At 72.8% G+C, this 16,625-nt stretch carries 13 protein-coding genes; 8 read left to right on the plus strand and 5 right to left on the minus strand.

The features are described 5' to 3' along the window. The first annotated feature begins 24 nt into the window (after nt 1-24). The 5 genes from ACFY3C_RS12245 (at nt 25) to ACFY3C_RS12265 (ending at nt 5,768) form a co-directional block, all read left to right on the plus strand. Nucleotides 25-1,452 (plus strand): aldehyde dehydrogenase family protein, encoded by a 1,428-nt coding sequence (locus ACFY3C_RS12245; protein ID WP_390770683.1) that lies wholly within the window; start codon nt 25-27, stop codon nt 1,450-1,452. 258 nt (nt 1,453-1,710) lie between these two features. After that, the gene (locus tag ACFY3C_RS12250) at nt 1,711-2,733 is read left to right on the plus strand and encodes a hypothetical protein (RefSeq protein WP_386579046.1); all 1,023 of its coding nucleotides are present in this window, start codon (nt 1,711-1,713) and stop codon (nt 2,731-2,733) included. A 43-nt stretch (nt 2,734-2,776) separates the two neighbouring features. Further along, nucleotides 2,777-3,688: an oxygenase MpaB family protein gene (locus ACFY3C_RS12255; RefSeq protein WP_390770684.1), complete on the plus strand. Its 912-nt coding sequence runs from the start codon at nt 2,777-2,779 to the stop codon at nt 3,686-3,688. Beyond that, nucleotides 3,685-4,740 carry a cysteine synthase family protein gene (locus ACFY3C_RS12260; RefSeq protein ID WP_390770685.1) on the plus strand — a complete coding sequence of 352 codons (1,056 nt, stop codon included), beginning with the start codon at nt 3,685-3,687 and terminating at the stop codon, nt 4,738-4,740. The genes ACFY3C_RS12255 and ACFY3C_RS12260 overlap by 4 nt, the downstream gene beginning before the upstream one ends. Further along, nucleotides 4,737-5,768 carry an ornithine cyclodeaminase gene (locus ACFY3C_RS12265; RefSeq protein WP_390770686.1) on the plus strand — a complete coding sequence of 344 codons (1,032 nt, stop codon included), beginning with the start codon at nt 4,737-4,739 and terminating at the stop codon, nt 5,766-5,768. The genes ACFY3C_RS12260 and ACFY3C_RS12265 overlap by 4 nt, the downstream gene beginning before the upstream one ends. Before the next feature lie 50 nt (nt 5,769-5,818). On the opposite strand, the gene ACFY3C_RS12270 is transcribed toward ACFY3C_RS12265, so the two are convergent. Next, nucleotides 5,819-6,979, minus strand: a complete 1,161-nt coding sequence (locus tag ACFY3C_RS12270) for a CaiB/BaiF CoA transferase family protein (RefSeq protein WP_390770687.1) — start codon at nt 6,977-6,979, stop codon at nt 5,819-5,821. A gap of 180 nt (nt 6,980-7,159) precedes the next feature. Here ACFY3C_RS12270 and ACFY3C_RS12275 point away from each other — a divergent pair, with 180 nt between their 5' ends. Both ACFY3C_RS12275 and ACFY3C_RS12280 read left to right on the plus strand, forming a co-directional pair. Beyond that, nucleotides 7,160-8,788 carry a class I adenylate-forming enzyme family protein gene (locus ACFY3C_RS12275; RefSeq protein WP_390770688.1) on the plus strand — a complete coding sequence of 543 codons (1,629 nt, stop codon included), beginning with the start codon at nt 7,160-7,162 and terminating at the stop codon, nt 8,786-8,788. A 32-nt stretch (nt 8,789-8,820) separates the two neighbouring features. Then, nucleotides 8,821-9,870 (plus strand): LLM class F420-dependent oxidoreductase, encoded by a 1,050-nt coding sequence (locus ACFY3C_RS12280; RefSeq protein WP_390770689.1) that lies wholly within the window; start codon nt 8,821-8,823, stop codon nt 9,868-9,870. A gap of 1 nt (nt 9,871) precedes the next feature. Here the strand turns inward: ACFY3C_RS12280 and ACFY3C_RS12285 are convergent, their stop codons facing one another. Both ACFY3C_RS12285 and ACFY3C_RS12290 read right to left on the minus strand, forming a co-directional pair. Further along, nucleotides 9,872-11,983, minus strand: coding sequence for a BTAD domain-containing putative transcriptional regulator (locus ACFY3C_RS12285; RefSeq protein ID WP_390770690.1), 2,112 nt, complete (start codon nt 11,981-11,983; stop codon nt 9,872-9,874). Between the two features lie 280 nt (nt 11,984-12,263). Beyond that, the gene (locus ACFY3C_RS12290; RefSeq protein ID WP_390770691.1) at nt 12,264-12,629 is read right to left on the minus strand and encodes a hypothetical protein; all 366 of its coding nucleotides are present in this window, start codon (nt 12,627-12,629) and stop codon (nt 12,264-12,266) included. A 178-nt stretch (nt 12,630-12,807) separates the two neighbouring features. On the opposite strand from ACFY3C_RS12290, the gene ACFY3C_RS12295 reads away from it, so the two are divergent. Next, nucleotides 12,808-13,806 carry a LuxR C-terminal-related transcriptional regulator gene (locus tag ACFY3C_RS12295; protein ID WP_390770692.1) on the plus strand — a complete coding sequence of 333 codons (999 nt, stop codon included), beginning with the start codon at nt 12,808-12,810 and terminating at the stop codon, nt 13,804-13,806. Nucleotides 13,807-13,904: 98 nt separating this feature from the next. On the opposite strand, the gene ACFY3C_RS12300 is transcribed toward ACFY3C_RS12295, so the two are convergent. Continuing rightward, the gene (locus ACFY3C_RS12300) at nt 13,905-15,197 is read right to left on the minus strand and encodes an MraY family glycosyltransferase (protein ID WP_390770693.1); all 1,293 of its coding nucleotides are present in this window, start codon (nt 15,195-15,197) and stop codon (nt 13,905-13,907) included. 151 nt (nt 15,198-15,348) lie between these two features. Continuing rightward, the gene (gene glyA, locus ACFY3C_RS12305; protein ID WP_390770694.1) at nt 15,349-16,587 is read right to left on the minus strand and encodes a serine hydroxymethyltransferase; all 1,239 of its coding nucleotides are present in this window, start codon (nt 16,585-16,587) and stop codon (nt 15,349-15,351) included. Nucleotides 16,588-16,625 lie beyond the last annotated feature (38 nt).

Raw genomic sequence — 16,625 nt, forward strand, 5'->3', positions numbered from 1 at the left:
TCACCACCCTTGGATTCACCAGTCATGGATTCGCTGCCACTTGGCTCGGTTTATCTGGACGGCCGTTGGGTCGCTCCCGAGAGCCGGGAGACGCTTCCGGTCGAGAATCCGGCCACCGAGACGGAGATCGCCCAGGTGCCGGCGTGCGGCGCGGCGGACGTGGCGCGCGCCGTGGCGGCGGCCGGTGCGGCGGGTGCCGGCTGGGCCGCGACGGACCCGGCCGACCGGGCCGGGGCACTCCTGTCCCTGCGCGACTCCCTCGCCGAACACCACGACGAGATGGCGCGGTTGATCACCCGGGAGATGGGCTCACCGATCACCTTCTCCCGGCGCGTGCAGGCGGGCCTTCCCCTGAAGGTGCTGGAGGGCTTCGTCGAGGCCCTGACGGCTCAGCCGGACGCGGAGCGGATCGGGCACTCGCTGGTCGTGCGCGAGCCGGCCGGGGTGGTGGGCGCGATCACGCCGTGGAACTATCCGCTGCACCAGGTGATCGCCAAGGTGGGCGCCGCGCTGGCGGCGGGCTGCACGGTGGTGCTCAAGCCCAGTGAACTCACGCCGCTCTCCGCGTACTTCCTCACCACCCTGATCGACGGCCTCGGCCTGCCGCCGGGCGTGTTCAACCTGGTGCCGGGCCGGGGCACGGAGGCCGGCCGGGCGCTCGCCGCCGCCGACGGCGTCGACGTGGTCTCCTTCACCGGCTCGCTGCGCGCCGGCCGGGAGGTCGGCTCACTCGCGGGCGCCGGCGTCAAGCGGGTCTGCCTGGAGCTGGGCGGCAAGTCGGCGACGGTGGTCCTGCCGGACGCCGACCTCACCACGGCCGTCACCGACGGGGTGCACTCCGCCCTGCACAACGCCGGGCAGACCTGTTCCGCCCGCAGCAGGCTGCTCGTGCCCCGCTCCCGCCTGGACGAGGCGGTGGACGTGGTCCGCTCGACCCTCGCCGCCTACCCGCCGGGCGACCCGACCGACCCCGCCTGCCGACTCGGCCCCCTGGTCTCACGGACCCAGCGCGACCGCGTCCGGGAGCACCTGCGAGCCGCCGAGGCCACCGGCGCCCGTCAGGTGGCGGGCCCTTCACAGGACGAGATCCCCTCCCTCGGCCACTACGTACCGGCCGGCGCCTGGACCGACGTACCGCCCGACGCCCCGCTCGCCCAGGAGGAGATCTTCGGCCCCGTCCTGGTCCTGCTCCCCTACGAGGACGAGCCGGACGCCGTCCGCCTGGCCAACGCCACCCCCTACGGCCTGGCGGCAACCGTCTGGTCCGCCGACCAGGACCGCGCCACGTCCGTGGCCCGCCAACTCCGCGCCGGCCAGGTCGACATCAACGACGCCGCCTTCAACCCGTCGGCCCCCTTCGGCGGTTACGGCATGTCCGGCGTAGGCCGCGAACTGGGCCCACACGGCATCCACGAGTTCCAGCAGACCAAGTCCCTCCAACTACCGACCTGAAGCAACGCCCCACTCTCCCCGCACGCCGCCGCCGGCGAAGCCGAGCCGGCCCCAACGCCCCACAAGCCTCCGAAGGCGAAGCCGACCCGGCACACCCCCACACCCCGCAAGCCGCCGACGGCGAGCACCCCCACAGGGGCCACCCGCACCCGACGACGAAAGCTGCACGGGTGGTGCGGGTGGGAACCAAATCCCGCCGAAGGCGAAGCCGAGGCGGCACACCCCACACGACCACACCAACACCACGACGGATGCCAGATGACCCTCCGCATGCCGCCCCTCCACTCCGACTTCCCCACCAGAATCAGCCCGTTCACCGACAGCGTCGAACAGAGCACCCGCGCCTTCGTCGCCCGCCACGACCTCGTCCCCGACCAGGCCGCCCGCGACCACCACGCCCGCTCCCTGCTCGGCACCCTGATGTCCCGCGCCTATCCCCACTCCGGCGAGACGGAACTCGCCCTGGTCACCGACTGGATCAGCTGCATGCTGGTCCTGGACGACCAGTTCGACGAGACCCGGCTGGGCCAGGACCCCGACCGGCTGCGCCGCGTGTGCGACGAGGTCCTCGGCTGGCTCCCCTCCGACGGCACCGTCCCCGAGCTGCCGCAGAACCCGGTGGAGGCCTCCCTCAGCCGGGTGTTCCACCCGGCCTACGCGGACCTGTGGCGCCGCACCGCGCCGTACACGTCCGACACCTGGCGCGCCCGCTTCGCCGACCACGTCGGGGCGTTCTTCGACACCTGCGTGTGGGAGTCCCGCAACCGCCTCACCGGCCGGGTGCCGAGCCTCGCCGAGTACATCGAGTACCGCGGCCGCGCCCTGATGCCGTACCTGGACCTGATCGAGGTGACCACGCACACCGAGGTCCCCGAGGAGATCTACCGGCTGCCCGAGTTCACCGAGATGAACCAGGCGCTCTCCGACGCCGACCTGTGGACCAACGACCTCTTCTCCTGCGAGAAGGAGGCGCTGCTCGGCGACCCGCACAACCTCGTGCTGGTCCACCGCCACGAGCACGGCTGCGATCTGCAGACCTCGGTCGACGCGGTCGGCGCGATGGTCCAGGCGCGCTTCGACCGGTTCACCGAGCTGAGCCGGACCTTCCCCGGCCCCGCCCTGGCGGCCGAACTGTCCCCGGCCGAGCGGGAGTCGCTGCGCCGCCACATCGAGGGCCTGCGCAGCTGGCTCAGCGGCCAGCTCCAGTGGCGCTACGAGACCGGCCGGTTCGACCCGACGCGGCCCGAGGTCGTCTCGGCCACCGGCTCGACCCCGCTGTAGCGGGCCCCGACCCATGCGGATCACCAGCGATCGAGGTACTCGAATGCGAGACCGGTACGCGACCCTGAAACACCTGCAGACGCTCGATCCGAAGGCGGATCACGAGCTGATCCACCGCATATCCTCCGACCGGGAGTTCCCCTGGGACTACGGCCGCGGTCTGGAAGTCGCGATCTGGCGCACCTGCTGTGTGCCCAGCATCTCCGAAACCCTGGACGGCAGCGGGGAATTCGCGCTGCGCGCCCAGAAACGGTACGACGACACCAGAATTCTGCTCGGCGAAATGGTGCGCGGCGGATACGACTCCGAACGCGGCCGGCAGGCCCTGCGGCAGATCAACCAGGCGCACCGCCGCTTTTCCATCGACAACGACGACATGCTCTATGTGCTGTCCACGTTCGTCTTCGAGCCGATCCGGTGGATCGACCGCTGGGCGTGGCGCCGGGTCAGCGAGACGGAGCGGCTGGCGGCGTTCTACTTCTACACGGAGGTGGGACGGCGGATGAACATCCGAGACCTGCCCACCGACGTCGACGCCTTCGAGCGGTTCAACCGCGACTACGAGAAGGAGCGCTTCCGCACCGCGCCCAGCAACGAGCGGGTGGGCGGCCACATTCTCCGGCTGTACGCCTCCTGGTACCCGCGTCCGGTGAGCGACGTGGTGGCCGCGACCCTGCCCTGCCGCCTGGACCGCGCGGCGCGCGACGCCCTCGGCATGCGGGAGCCGGCCGGATGGGTGCGCGGCCTGAACGTGCTGGGGCTGCGGGGCCACGCGGCGGCCGAGCGCCTTGCGCCGGACCTGATGGCCCGGCTGATGACCCGGCCCACCGCCCGGACCTACCCGGGCTATCCGCGCGGCTACCGGATCAGCGACATCGGCCCCGACCACGTCACCCGGCCCACCGCGGGGGCGCGGCCGGAGCAGGTCATGACTGCAGGAAACGATCACTCATGACGTCGTTCGACGCGCCGACGACCACGGTCCACCCGCCGGGGCGGATCGGCGGCACCCCTCTGGTGCCGGTCCGTGTCCCGCTGCCGGACGGGTCCGTGCGGCTGTGGCTGAAGCTGGAGTGGCACAACCCCTTCGGCTCGATCAAGGCCCGTACGGCTCAGGCCCTGCTGGACGCCCTGGAGGCGAGCGGCCGGCTGGGCCCGGGCAGCCGGGTGGTGGAGTCCACCTCCGGCAACCTCGGTATCGCGCTCGCCGGCCTGTGCGCCGCGCGGGGCTACGCCTGCACCCTGGTCGTCGAGCCGAGCACCCCGCAGGCCAGCGTGGGCCGTATGCGGGAACTGGGCGCCGACGTCGTCGTGGTGCGGGAGGTGCCGGGCGGCAGGACGCTGGACGCCCGGCTGCGGGCCGTCGAGGACCTGCTGCGCCGGGATCCCGGCGCCGTGTGGACGGACCAGTACCGCAGCCCCGCCAATCCCGGTGTGCACGAGAGCCGGACCGGGGTGGAGCTGGTGCGGGAGGCACCGGGCGGCGCGTACGACGCGGTCGCCGTGGCGGTCTCGACCGGCGGCACGCTGGCCGGGATCGCCCGGTCCTTCCGGGACCTTCTGCCCGCCGCCCGGGTCATCGCCGTCGACGCCGTGGGCTCCGCCGCGCTGGGCGGTCCGCCGGCGGACCGGCCGTACAAGCTTGCCGGGTTCGGCTCGGGCCGCCCCTCCGACTTCGTGCGCCCGCACCATGTCGACGAGGTCGTCCGGGTGCGCGACGAGGACGCCGCGGCGGCCTGTGTGCTGCTGCGGCGGGCCACCGGGCTGTCGCTGGGCGGCAGCTCGGGTGCCGCCGTGCTGGCCGCGGTGGTCCGGGCCGCCGCGGACCCGGCGTTGCGCGAGGTGGCCTGCGTATGCCCGGACAGCGGCGAGAAGTATCCCTTGGAGGAGACCGCGGCGAAGGCCCGGGCGGCCGCGGCGCCGGGCGTCGGCGCGGCGCCGGGCGTCGGCGCGGCGCTCGAAGCTCTGGCCGGCACCACCCACGCACAGGAGACAGCCATCCCATGACCGATTCCCCCATGCCTCCGCTCACCTATCTCGGCAGCGCGGACGTGGCCGATGTGTGCGCCGCCCTGCCGGTCGTCGACATCGTCGAGGACACCCTGCGGGCCGTGCACCGCGAGGCGGCCGGGCTCACCCCCGAGGCCGCACTGCGCTGGACGACGCCCTCCGGTGCCGCCGCGCGCAGCCTGATCCTGCCCGGCTGGTCCGGCGACGCCTACGGCTGCAAGATCATCAACGCCTCGCTGGGCAACCAGCGCCTCGGCCTGCCCCGCGCCGCCGGGCTGATCGTCCTCAACGATCCGGAGACCGCCCGGCCCACCTGGGTGATGGAGGGCGGACTGATCAGCGCCCTGCGCACCGCTGGCGTGTCGCTGGCCGCGCTGCGTGCCCTGCGGGATCCCGCCCAGGTCACCGAGGCGGCCTTCCTCGGCTGCGGGCGGCAGGCCGAGGTGCATCTGGACCTGCTCGTGCGGACCTGCCCGAAGCTGTCCGAGGTCGTCCTGTACGACCAGGACCCCGGTCGCGCCCGCCGACTGGCCGGCCGGCTCGGCACCTCGGCACCGCAGCTGGCCGTGTCCGTCGTGGCCGAGGCGCGGGAGGCGGCCGGCCGGGCGCGGCTGGTCGTGGCGGTGACGACGACGACCGAGCCGTACGTGGAGCTGAACTGGCTGACGGAGGGTTCGGTCTTCGTCAACGTCTCGCTCGACGACGCGGCGGAGAGTCTGCTGCTGGGCTGCGACGCGCTGTTCGTCGACGACTGGCAGCTGGTCGCCGAGGACGAGCACCGGCTGCTCGGGAAGCTCGCCCGGGCCGGCCGGGTCACCGGTCCGGGCGAACCGGCCCCGGACGGCGGCCGGAGCGTCGACGCCACCCTGCCGGCGCTGGTGTCGGGCGCGTTCGCGGGGACGGTCGGTGCCGCGGACCGGGTGGTGGTCAACCCGTTCGGCATGGGCGTGCACGACATCGCCGTGGCCGCGGCGGTCCGCGACCGGGCGCTCGAACTGGGCCTCGGCGTGGCGCTGCCGCACTGATGCCGAAGGGGCCGGTGCCGTCGTGCGGACGGCACCGGCCTTCGGTCCGCTCACTCCCCCTCGGCCGTCTCCGGCCGCCGGCCCAGCACCTCGGCCGTGTGCTCCCCGTGCGCGGGAGCCGCGCCGCGCAGCGAGTCGAGGCCCGCGCCGAAGCGCACCGGGAACCGCACCTGGCGGCGCGGCCGGTCGGCGGCGGAGCCCGGCAGTGTGCCCACCAGCTCCCGCTCGGCCGTGTGCGGGTCCGCCAGCAGTTCCCCTGCGGACTCGTAGACCGGCGCCCAGGGGATGTCGAGGCCGGACAGGACCGAGGTCCACCAGGCGAAGTCACGCTGTGCGAACACGCCGGCCAGCAGCGCGGCCACCTGGTGCTTGGCCCGGGTGCGGGCGGGCCGCCGGTCCCAGGAGTCGTCGTCCAGCTCGGGGAACTCCGGTGCCAGGGCGTGCCGGAAGGCCAGCCAGAACTTGTCCTCGAAGGTGGCGAGGGTGATCCGGCGGCCGTCGGCCACCGTGAACACGTCGTTGTCCCCGGTGACCAGCGGACTGTCCACGGGCTCGGCCCGCTCCAGCAGCGGCAGCGCGAACAGCCCGCTCCAGGCCGCGGCCGCCTCGTGCAGGGAGACGTCGAGGTGCTGGCCCTCGCCCGTGGTGCGGACGGCGAAGGCGGCGACGACGGTGGCGTACGCGGCGTACATCGCGCCGGCCAGGTCCGCCACCCGCACGCCCACCCGGTCGGCGCGGCCCGTGGTGCGATGCGGTACGGCGAAGAACCCGGACAGGGCAAGGAAGTTGAGGTCGTGGCCCGGCCGCCGCGCGTACGGCCCGGTCTGCCCGAAGCCGGTGATCGAGCACAGCACTATCCGCGGATTGGCCTCCCGCAGCCGGTCGTACCCGAGGCCCATCGCGTCCAGTACGCCGGGCCGGTACGACTCCACGACGACGTCGCTGTCCCGCACCAGTCGCAGCAGGTCCGCGCGCCCGTCCTCGGTCCGCAGGTCGAGCACGACCGACCGCTTGTTGCGGTTCAGCGCGGCGAAGGCGTCCGGGTCCACGAGCCGCCCGTAGTCGCCGAGTTGCGGGTCCTCGACCTTGACGACGTCGGCGCCCAGATCAGCCATCATCAGCGTCGCGAATCCCCCGGGCAGCAACCGGGACAGATCCAGTACCCGCAGCCCCGCCAATCCGGGCCAGGCACCCGTCAGATTCCGCGTCATGATGAACTCCCAAGCTTTTCCGCGCAGTTCGGTCGCTGCACCGTAAGGCACCTGAAGAAACACGGAACTGGAAACAGCCTGGATTTCCTTCTGCCTCTTTCCCCGTGACGGCCGTTTGTTTTCCGAGAATGTTCGCCGTCCTGGCCGAATGCGGCCGCCCTCGTCCGAAGGAGCCCGTTCATGCCCGCTGAGTCGTCCTGGCCCGCGGACCGCTCCGTCCCCCTCTTCGACCGGTCCGTCGGCGCACTGCTGCGCGAGGCCGCGGCGGCCCACGGGGACACCGTCGCCCTGGTGGGCTTGCCCGACGGCGACGGGCCCCGGCAGCAGTGGACCTACCGCGAACTGCTCGCGGAGGCGGAGTCCGTCGCGGCGGGCCTGCTGCGGCGCGTGGAGGTGGGCGCCAAGGTGGCCGTATGGGCGCCGAACGTGGCCCGCTGGCCCGTGTTCGCCTATGCCGCCGCGCTGGCCGGCGTGACCCTGGTGACGCTGAACCCGGCGCTGCGCGCGGAGGGGTTGGAGCACGCGCTGCGCGCCTCCGGCGCCGAGCTGCTGCTGCACGCCGAGCGCAGCCGCGACCACGACATGGCCGCGATCGTCCACGAGGTCGAACCGCGGCTGCCCGGCCTGCGGCACATCGTCCCCCTCGGGGCGTGGGACACGCTCCGGGCGAGCGGTCCGCTGCCCTCGGACGAGGTGGTCCGCGCGGTCCCGGCCCAGCTGCAGTTCACCTCGGGGACCACCGGGACGCCCAAGGCGGTGCTGCTCTCCCACCGCGCGGTCGTCAACGTCGCCCGCCTCACCTTCGAGGGGCTCGGCGTCCCGCGCGGGGTCACCGTGGTCTCCCCGCTGCCGATGTTCCACACCGCGGGCTGTGTCATCTCCACCCTGGGGCCGCTGTGGAGCGGCGGCACGTTCGTCCTGCTGGAGCGCTTCCATCCGCTGGCCCTGCTGGAGACGCTGCGGAAGCACCCGGGCGCCCTGCTGACCAGCGTGCCGACGGTGCTCACCTCCCTGTGCGAGGTGGCCGCCGCTGCCCAGGAACCGCTGCCGGCCCTCTCGGCGGTGCTCACCGGTGCCGCCCCGGTGCGGGCCCAGCTCATCCGCGACACCGAGGAGTTGTTCTCCACGACCGTCTTCAACCTGTACGGGCAGACCGAGACGGCCTCCGTCCTGACCCTGACCCGGCCCGAGGACTCCGCCGAGCTGAAGACCACCACGGTGGGCCGGCCGCTGCCGCACGCCGAGGTGCGGATCGTGGAGCCGGGCACCGGGGTGGTGCGGCCGCTCGGCGTCCAGGGCGAGATCTGTGCCCGCGGGTACCAGCAGATGCTCGGCTACCACGGCGACGAGGAGGCCACCGCCCGCAAGGTCGACGCGGACGGCTGGCTGCACACCGGGGACCTCGGCTCAATGGCCGCGGACGGCACCCTGCGCGTCGCCGGACGCCTCGACGACCTGATCATCCGGGGCGGCGAGAACATATCGCCCGCCGCCATCGAGGAACTGCTGTGCACGGTGCCCGGAGTTCGCGACGCCGTCGTCGTCGGTGTCCCGGACGACAAGTACGGCGAGGTCGTGGCCGCCGTCCTGCAGCCCGCCGCCGACCACCCGGAGCCCGACGCCGGGCAGGTGCTCGCCGAGTGCGCGCGTCGACTGCCCCCGCACATGGTGCCCGCCGCCCTGTACCTCGCCACGGACCTGCCGCTCACCTCCTCCGGGAAGGTGCAGCGCTTCCGGGTCCGCGAGCTGGTCCTGGCCGGCCTGCTCCACCCCCTGACGGCCCGCCCGGTCGCCGCCGCCCGCGGCTGAGCCGGCACCGACGAGCACACGAGGACGCGAGCATGAAGATCTCGATGCAACTGCGCTACGACGGCGACATCGTCCGGGCCGCCCGTGACGTCACCGCGCTCGAACGGGCCGGCCTCGACCTGATCTGGGTGCCCGAGGCGTACGGGTTCGACGCACCCAGCTTCATGGGCGCGATCGCCGCCCGCACCAGCCGGGTGGAGATCGGCTCCGGAATCCTGTCGGTCTACACCCGTACGCCCGCCCTGCTCGCGATGACGGCCGCCGGGGTCGACGCCCTCTCCGGGGGCCGCGCCCATCTCGGTCTGGGCGCCTCCGGTCCGCAGGTCGTGGAGGGGATGCACGGGGTGCCCTACCGGTCCCCGGTGGACCGTACCCGGGAGACCATCGAGGTGATGCGCGCCTTCTGGCGGCGCGCCGAGCCGGTCTCCTACGACGGCTCCACGGTCCGGCTCCCGCTGCCCGCCGACACACCCGGCGCGACCGGGCTGGGTACCCCGATGCGGCTGCTGACACCGCCGGCGCGGCCGGAGGTCCCGGTGTGGGTGGCCGCCCTCGGCCCGCGCAACGTGCGGATGACCGCGAAGACGGCCGACGGGTGGCTGCCCATGTTCTTCGTGCCGGAGTGGTGCGACCGCGTCTGGGGCGAGGACCTCAGGGCCGGGGCCGCGGCCCGCGAACCCGGCCGGGCCCCGCTGATGATCTCCGCCGGGGGCCTGCTGGCCATCGGCGACGACGCCGCCCGGCACCGCGAGCGGGCGCGGGACCGGCTCGCGCTGTTCATCGGCGGCATGGGAGCGCCCGGCCGCAACTTCTACTACGACCTGGTCTGCCGCTACGGCTTTGGCCGCGAGGCCGAAACCGTCCAGTCCCTGTTCCTGCGCGGCGAGCGCCGGGCGGCGGCGGCCGCGGTGCCGGACGCCCTGCTGGAGGCCACCACGCTGTGCGGCCCCGAGTCGTACGTCAAGGACCGCATCTCCGCCTACCGCGAGGCCGGTGTGACCCACCTGGAGGTCGCCCCGGTCCCCGGCGAGGGGGAGACCGAGGCGGACCTGGTGGCCCGGGTGAAGGAGCTGTGCGGCTGAGCTAGCGCCCCGACAGGCAACCTACGCGGCCCTTGTCCCTGGCCAGCGCGGCCAGCCGGGTCAGGGGCAGGAAGGCGTACTCCCCGCCGGAGCGGGCCGGACCCTCCAGGACCTGCCGGTCCACCAGGGCCTCCAGGACGTCCTCCGCCTCCCGCGGGGAGCAGCCGAGCAGCCCCACCGTGGCGGCGATGGTGAACGACCCGGCGCTGCCGACCAGTTCGGTCACGGCGTCGCCCAGTCGGGTCCCGGCCTCCGGCAGCGCGCGGGCGATCCGGGCGGCCACGTCCAGATCGCCGGTGACCAGCTCGTCGAGCCGCTGCCCCGGGTCCTCCAGGCGCTCCGCCAGCCGGGACAGCGGCCAGTGCGGACGCGCCGCCAGCCGCATGCCGGCGACCCGTACGGCCAGCGGCAGCCCGCCGCACAGCCGGGTGATGCGGTCGGCCGCGCCACGCTCGGCGCTCACCCGGCCCTCCCCGATGACGGACGCCAGCAGGGCGGCCGCCTGGTCGGCGTCGAACGGGGTGATCCGGAAGTGCCGCGCGCCCTCCAGTGCGGACAGCGGCTCCCGGCTGCACACGAGCAGCGCGCTGCTCACCCCGCCTGGCACGAACGGCCGGACGGCCTGCTCCCCGGGTGCGTCGTCGAGGACGACGAGCAGCTGCCGCTTGCCCAGCAGGCCCCGGTAGAGGGCGCTGCGGGCCGGCAGCGACTCGGGCACGGACTCGGCCGGCAGGCCCAGCGCGGTGAGGAAGCGGCCCAGCAGCAGCCGCACCTCCTCGGGCGCGCCCGTGCGCAGCTCCCCGTGCAGCACGCCGTCGCGGAAGGTGGGCCGGGAGGAGGCCGCCACCCGGGCGGCCAGGATGGACTTGCCCACGCCGACGGGTCCGTACAGCGCGGCGATGGGCGCGGCGCCGAAGGCCACCTGTGGCCCGCGCCCGGTGAGGTGGTGCAGGATCCGCTGCTGTTCCGGCCGGTCCACGTAGTCGCGGATGCCGGGCGGCATGTGGAAGGGGCGCACCGGCTCACCCGCGGCGCGGCGGGCGGCGGGGCGGGGCGCCGCCTCCTCGTCCGTGCGCAGGATGGCCGACTGGGCCTGGCGCAGTTCGTCGCCCGCGCCGATGCCGCTGTAGTTGCGCAGCCGCCGGTCGACGGCGGCGAACATCTCCAGCGCGGCGGCCCGTTGGCCCGAACCGGCCAGTGCGGTCACGAGTCGTGCGTGCACGCCCTCGTGCAGGCGGTGGTCCCGGGCGATCGGCCCGAGGTGGTCGATGACCTCCTCGGACCGTCCCTGTGGCAGGACCAGGTCGGCGAGCCGCAGCGCGGAGGTGACCCGCTGGTTGCGGGCCTCCGCGGCGACCGGGTGGTCCGTGAGCCCGGGCCCCATGCCCTCCAGCACGGGCCCGCGCCACAGGGTGAGGGCCTCCTCCAGCAGGGCGATCTCACGCTCCGGCTGCTCCGCCTCACGGGCCTGCCCGGCCAGCCGGGCACACCGGCGGAACCGGAGCAGGTCCAGCTGGTCCTCCTCGGAGACGAGCAGTTCGTAGCCGTTGGAGCGGCGCATGAGCAGGGCGGGCGGCGCCTCGTCGCCCGTGTGCGTCTCCAGCAGCTGGCGGATGCGGTAGACGTACGTGTGGATCAGCTGCCCGAAGGAGTCGGGTATGTCGTCGCCCCACAGGACGTCGGTGATCTCGTCGCGGTCGACGGGCTGGTTCGCCCGCAGCGCCAGCAGGCCCAGCAGGCTCTGCTGCTTCGGGGTGCCCGCCGTCACCTCGGCCGGCCCCCGGCGCACCGAGAGCCTGCCGAGGATCTGCACGGCGAGCGGTTCATGGGCGGTGTGGGCGGCGGGGTCCGGCGGGGCCGGCGCGGACTCGGGGAACAGCACCGGCTCGTCGAGGACTTCGGCGAGCCGTTGCAGGGAGCTGGCCCGGGGTGCGCGTACGCGGCCCTGTTCTATCTCGCGGAGCGTCCGCAGGCTGAGCCCCGATCTCTCCGCCACCGCGCGCTGGCTGACTCCCCGCCGGACGCGCGCATTCCTGACGATGGTGCCGATATCTCGGTGTGCGATCGGCGACATGCTCTTTCGAGGCCCCCTCTCGGCATGAATGGAATACATGATTCCTGAATTCAGTCCCACACCATGGAGTCGCTCGGGTCGACCGGGAGCTGCACTCCCGTGACACCGGTAACCGCAGTGGTCGGCGGGGCCGGCTCATCCGCGGAAGCGGTGGCGGCCCCTATACCGAGGAGGGCGAAGAGCGTGGCGATAACGGTCAAGGCACGGTGAACGGTGCGGTTCATGGATTTCCCCCGTCATGAAGTCCCGGCTGTTTGCCGGATCAGGTCTTTGCTGACGTGACTTCACTCTTGCGCGCCGTCAGGGACATCTGAAGGGTTTACCGCTGGACGGAAGCGTCCCCGTCCGGTTCCGTCCAGCGGTAATGACGGGTGCATGCCATACCTGGACCGTCGTCACCGGCCTCGCCGATGAACGCGTCGGGGTAGCTCGGGACGAGCACACCACCGCAGGACTGCAGCACGTAGCCCCGCAGCGGCCCCTCGTCCACCGCCCGCCGGGACAGCCGGAGCGCGCCGCGCTCGGCATCGCGCAGCCTGGGCGCGGCATGGAAGAACCCCAGGGTGAGAGCCCCACCGGAGTGGGCGTGGACACTGACGTGCTCCAGGGCGTCGGCGGGCTCGCTCGCGGCCAGCAGCCAGTCGACGAGCCCGTCGGGAACCCCGAGCGGAGGAGAGGCGCACATTTGAACGTGAATGAGGTGCATGTCACGACCTTTTCGGCTGTCCGGCCACCCGAACAACCCCGCACCCTCGCCGCTTTCGGCCATGGAACAAAGCGGCCAGCAACTATTGGCTACCGCAACGCGGCGCTCCCGTGCCATGATCGAATGGCCGTAACGATCGCCCCAAGGAGATTCGCCGATGCTGGAGCTGCTGGGCCTCGACACCAAGGCTGAAGCGGTGTACAGGTCCATGCTCGCCCATCCCGAGGCGGGAACAGCCACCCTCGCCGAGCTGACCGGTCTGCCCGAGCAGGAAATCCGTGACAGCCTCGACCTGCTGAGCGAACTGGCGCTGATCCGCCCACAGAATACGGAATCCGGAATTCCGCGCGCGGTGTCCCCGGATCTCGGGCTGGAGATCCTCCTGGCGAGACAGCAAGCGGAATTGGCGGTTCACCAATCCAGAGTCGAGGCGTCCAGAGCGGCGGCGGCGGAACTCATGGCCCAGTACGCGGACATGCGCCTCCAGGCGACCGCCGCGGGCGCCAACTTCCTGTCCGGCGTCGAGGCCGTGCGCGAACAGCTGGCGTCGATGACCCGCAAGGTCCGCGACGAGGTCCTGTGCTTCGCGCCGAACGGCGCCCACTCGGAGGCGAGCCTGCGCGCGGCGAAGCCCCTCGACCAGCAGCTCCTCGACCGCGGGGTGCGGATGCGCACCGTCTACCTGGACAGCGTGCGCAACAGCCCGCACACCCAGGCGTACGCCGAATGGCTCGCCGAGCGGGGCGGGGCGGTGCGCACGGCCCCCTCCCTGCCGGTACGGCTGATCATCACCGACCGCACCTGCGCCGTCATATCCGCCAACGCGGAGAGCTCCAGCGACGGAGCCGTGGTCATCACCGGAGAGGGCACCCTGACCGCGCTGTGCGCCCTCTTCGAGAGCGTGTGGGCCACCGCGACCCCGCTGAGCGCCCTGCCCGAGCCCGACGAGCGCGGGCTCACACCGCAGGAGAGCCAGGCCCTGAAGTTCCTCTACGAGGGCCACACCGACGAGACGATCGCCAAGCGGCTCGGCATCTCGCCGCGCACCGCACGCCGGATCGCCAACACCCTGATGACGAGACTGGACGCCCGCAGCCGCTTCCAGGCCGGCGCCAAGGCCGTCCAGATCGGCTGGCTCTCCGCGGAGCCGGACTGAGGAACGACAGCAGACACCCCCGATGACAACGATGCCGGGCCCCGCGCCGCCGAAGAGGCGGCGCGGGGCCCGGCATCACGGTTCGGACCCCGCCCGGGCTACCGGACGTCGGCCTCGGTACCCCGGTCCGGCACCAGTGCCTCGTCCCGGAGCGCGGTGGCCCCGTGGCACTCGCGCACCGCGCCGCCCGCCGGCACCGCGGCGTCGAGCGCGGGCACCGCCCGCCGCCTGCGGTACCGCGGCGGCACGAAGCGCTCCGCCCACCTGGGGGCACGCGGGGTGAAGCGGGGCAGCAGGAGCAGGACCAGGCCGACCGCGCTGAGGAAGACCACACCCAGCACGATCCACATCGACGCCGAGTTCACCGAGTAGGCCAGCGCGCCGAAGGCGATCAGCGCCGACCAGAAGTACATGATCAGCACAGCCCGGCTGTGCGAGTGGCCGATCTCCAGCAGCCGGTGGTGCAGATGGCCCCGGTCGGCCGCGAACGGGGACTGGCCGCGCCAGGTGCGGCGCACGATGGCCAGCACCAGGTCCGCCGCCGGTACGGCGATGATCGTCAGCGGGAGCAGCAGCGGGATGTAGACCGGCACCGTCTGGTGCACCGCCGCCTTCTCCGAGCCCGTGAAGAGGGCCAGCGCGTCCGGGTCGACCTGCCCCGTGATGGAGATCGCACCCGCGGCCAGCACCAGCCCGATCAGCATCGAGCCCGAGTCGCCCATGAAGATCCGCGCCGGGTGCATGTTGTGCGGCAGGAAGCCCAGGCACATGCCCATCAGGATCGCCGCGAACAGGGTCGCCGGAGCGGCGGCCTCGATGCCGTACGAGTACCAGATCCGGTACGAGTACAGGAAGAACGCCGCCGCCGCGATGCACACCATGCCCGCGGCAAGACCGTCCAGGCCGTCCACGAAGTTCACCGCGTTGATCGTGATGACGACGAGGGCGACCGTGAGCAGCGTGCCCTGCCACTGGGTCAGCGCCACGTTGCCGACGCCCGGGATGGGCAGCCACAGGATCGTCAGACCCTGCATGACCATGACGCCCGCGGCGATCATCTGGCCGCCCAGCTTGATCAGCGCGTCGATCTCGAACTTGTCGTCCAGGACACCGATCAGCCAGATCAACGCGGCCCCGGAGAGCAGCGCCCGTGGCTCGTTGGATCTGGCGAAGAGCTGGTTGAGGTTCGTGAGGTGGTCCGCGACCAGCAGACCGGCGCACAGGCCGAAGAACATGGCGATCCCGCCGAGGCGCGGAGTGGGCTCCCGGTGCACGTCACGTGCCCGGATCTCCGGCATGGCTCCCGCCACGATCGCGAACTTCCGTACCGGCCCTGTCAGCAGATACGTCACCGCGGCCGTGATGCAGAGCGTCAGCAGGTATTCACGCACGGGCTTCCCCACAGGTCTCGCTGGCCATCACAGCCCACCACCCTAGCGAGCGACGCATATGGATGAGGACTTCCGGGTAGCGACGATGGTTGCACGGGTGGCTGTGCACGTCGGTGCACACCGGGGTGTACGGCCGTGCGCCTACCCCCGCTCAGCCGGGATAAGGCGGAAATCTACCGGCCAGCTCGCGCACCTCCTCCCGCGCCGGGGCCGGTTCCGTCTCGCCCCGCAGGACCGAGGCCAGCAGCGCGGCGATCTTGACCATCTCCGGCTCCCCCATGCCCTGCGTGGTCACCGCGGCCGTCCCCAGCCGCAGCCCGCGCCCGTCGCCGTGCGGCAGCACACAGCAGTCCAGGACGAGCCCGGCGGCGGCCAGCCGGCCGCGCGCGGTGCGCCCGTCCACGCCGAGCGGGGCCGGGTCAGTAGTGATCAGGTGGGTGTCCGTGCCACCGGTGGTGACCGCGAGGCCCTCGGCGGCCAGCTGCGCCGCGAGAACCCTCGCATTGGCGACCACCTGATGGGCGTACGCGCCGAACGCCGGTGTTGCCGCCTCGCCGAACGCGACGGCCTTGGCGGCGATGGTGTGCATCTGCGCGCCGCCCTGTGTGAAAGGGAACACAGCCCGGTCGACGCGCTCGGCCAGCTCGCCGCCGCACAGGATCATTCCGCCGCGCGGGCCGCGCAGCACCTTGTGGGTGGTGGCGCACACCACATCGGCGTACGGCACCGGGTTGGGCGCCGCTCCCCCGGCGACCAGGCCGATCGGGTGCGCGGCGTCCGCGATCAGATACGCCCCGACCTCGTCGGCGACCGCACGGAAGAAGGCGTAGTCGAAGTGGCGGGGGTAGGCGATCGAGCCGCACACGATGGCCTTGGGCCGGTGGTTGCGGGCCAGATGGCGCACCTGGTCGTGGTCGATGAGCCCGGTCTCGGCGTCGACGCCGTACCCGACGAAGTCGAACCAGCGGCCGGAGAAGTTCGCGGGCGAGCCGTGGGTGAGATGGCCGCCGTAGGGCAGCCCGAGGGCGAGGACGGTGTCTCCGGGGCGCAGCAGGGCGGCGTAGGCGGCCAGGACCGCCGAGGAGCCCGAGTGGGCCTGGACGTTGGCGTGCTGGGCGCCGAACAGCGCCTTGGCCCGCTCGACCGCGAGGCGTTCGGCGACGTCGACCAGTTCGCAGCCGCCGTGGTACCGGGCGCCGGGATAGCCCTCGGCGTACTTGTTGGCGAGCGATGAGCCGAGGGCGGCGAGCACGGCCGGCGAGGTGAAGTTCTCGGCGGCGATCAGCTGCAGCGTCGTCGACTGCCGCTCCAGCTCCCCTTGCAGGATCTCGGCCAGCTCCGGGTCCTGCCGCCGCAGGACATCGGTCTCGAGGGTATGGGTGACCGACATGGCGGGCTCCCGGGCGGTCGTGTTTGACAGCGGTTCAC

This window comes from Streptomyces sp. NPDC001410 (assembly GCF_042895235.1).
Taxonomy (GTDB): Bacteria; Actinomycetota; Actinomycetes; order Streptomycetales; family Streptomycetaceae; genus Streptomyces.

Bases quoted from the DNA above. Each gene is read 5' to 3' on its own strand.
- ACFY3C_RS12275 (WP_390770688.1), top strand. From the start codon at position 7,160: ATGCCCGCTGAGTCGTCCTGGCCCGCGGACCGCTCCGTCCCCCTCTTC.
- ACFY3C_RS12245 (WP_390770683.1), top strand. From the start codon at position 25: ATGGATTCGCTGCCACTTGGCTCGGTTTATCTGGACGGCCGTTGGGTC.
- ACFY3C_RS12270 (WP_390770687.1), bottom strand. From the start codon at position 6,979: ATGACGCGGAATCTGACGGGTGCCTGGCCCGGATTGGCGGGGCTGCGG.
- ACFY3C_RS12285 (WP_390770690.1), bottom strand. From the start codon at position 11,983: ATGTATTCCATTCATGCCGAGAGGGGGCCTCGAAAGAGCATGTCGCCG.
- ACFY3C_RS12260 (WP_390770685.1), top strand. From the start codon at position 3,685: ATGACGTCGTTCGACGCGCCGACGACCACGGTCCACCCGCCGGGGCGG.
- ACFY3C_RS12255 (WP_390770684.1), top strand. From the start codon at position 2,777: ATGCGAGACCGGTACGCGACCCTGAAACACCTGCAGACGCTCGATCCG.
- ACFY3C_RS12295 (WP_390770692.1), top strand. From the start codon at position 12,808: ATGCTGGAGCTGCTGGGCCTCGACACCAAGGCTGAAGCGGTGTACAGG.
- ACFY3C_RS12290 (WP_390770691.1), bottom strand. From the start codon at position 12,629: ATGTGCGCCTCTCCTCCGCTCGGGGTTCCCGACGGGCTCGTCGACTGG.
- ACFY3C_RS12250 (WP_386579046.1), top strand. From the start codon at position 1,711: ATGACCCTCCGCATGCCGCCCCTCCACTCCGACTTCCCCACCAGAATC.
- ACFY3C_RS12280 (WP_390770689.1), top strand. From the start codon at position 8,821: ATGAAGATCTCGATGCAACTGCGCTACGACGGCGACATCGTCCGGGCC.
- ACFY3C_RS12265 (WP_390770686.1), top strand. From the start codon at position 4,737: ATGACCGATTCCCCCATGCCTCCGCTCACCTATCTCGGCAGCGCGGAC.
- glyA (WP_390770694.1), bottom strand. From the start codon at position 16,587: ATGTCGGTCACCCATACCCTCGAGACCGATGTCCTGCGGCGGCAGGAC.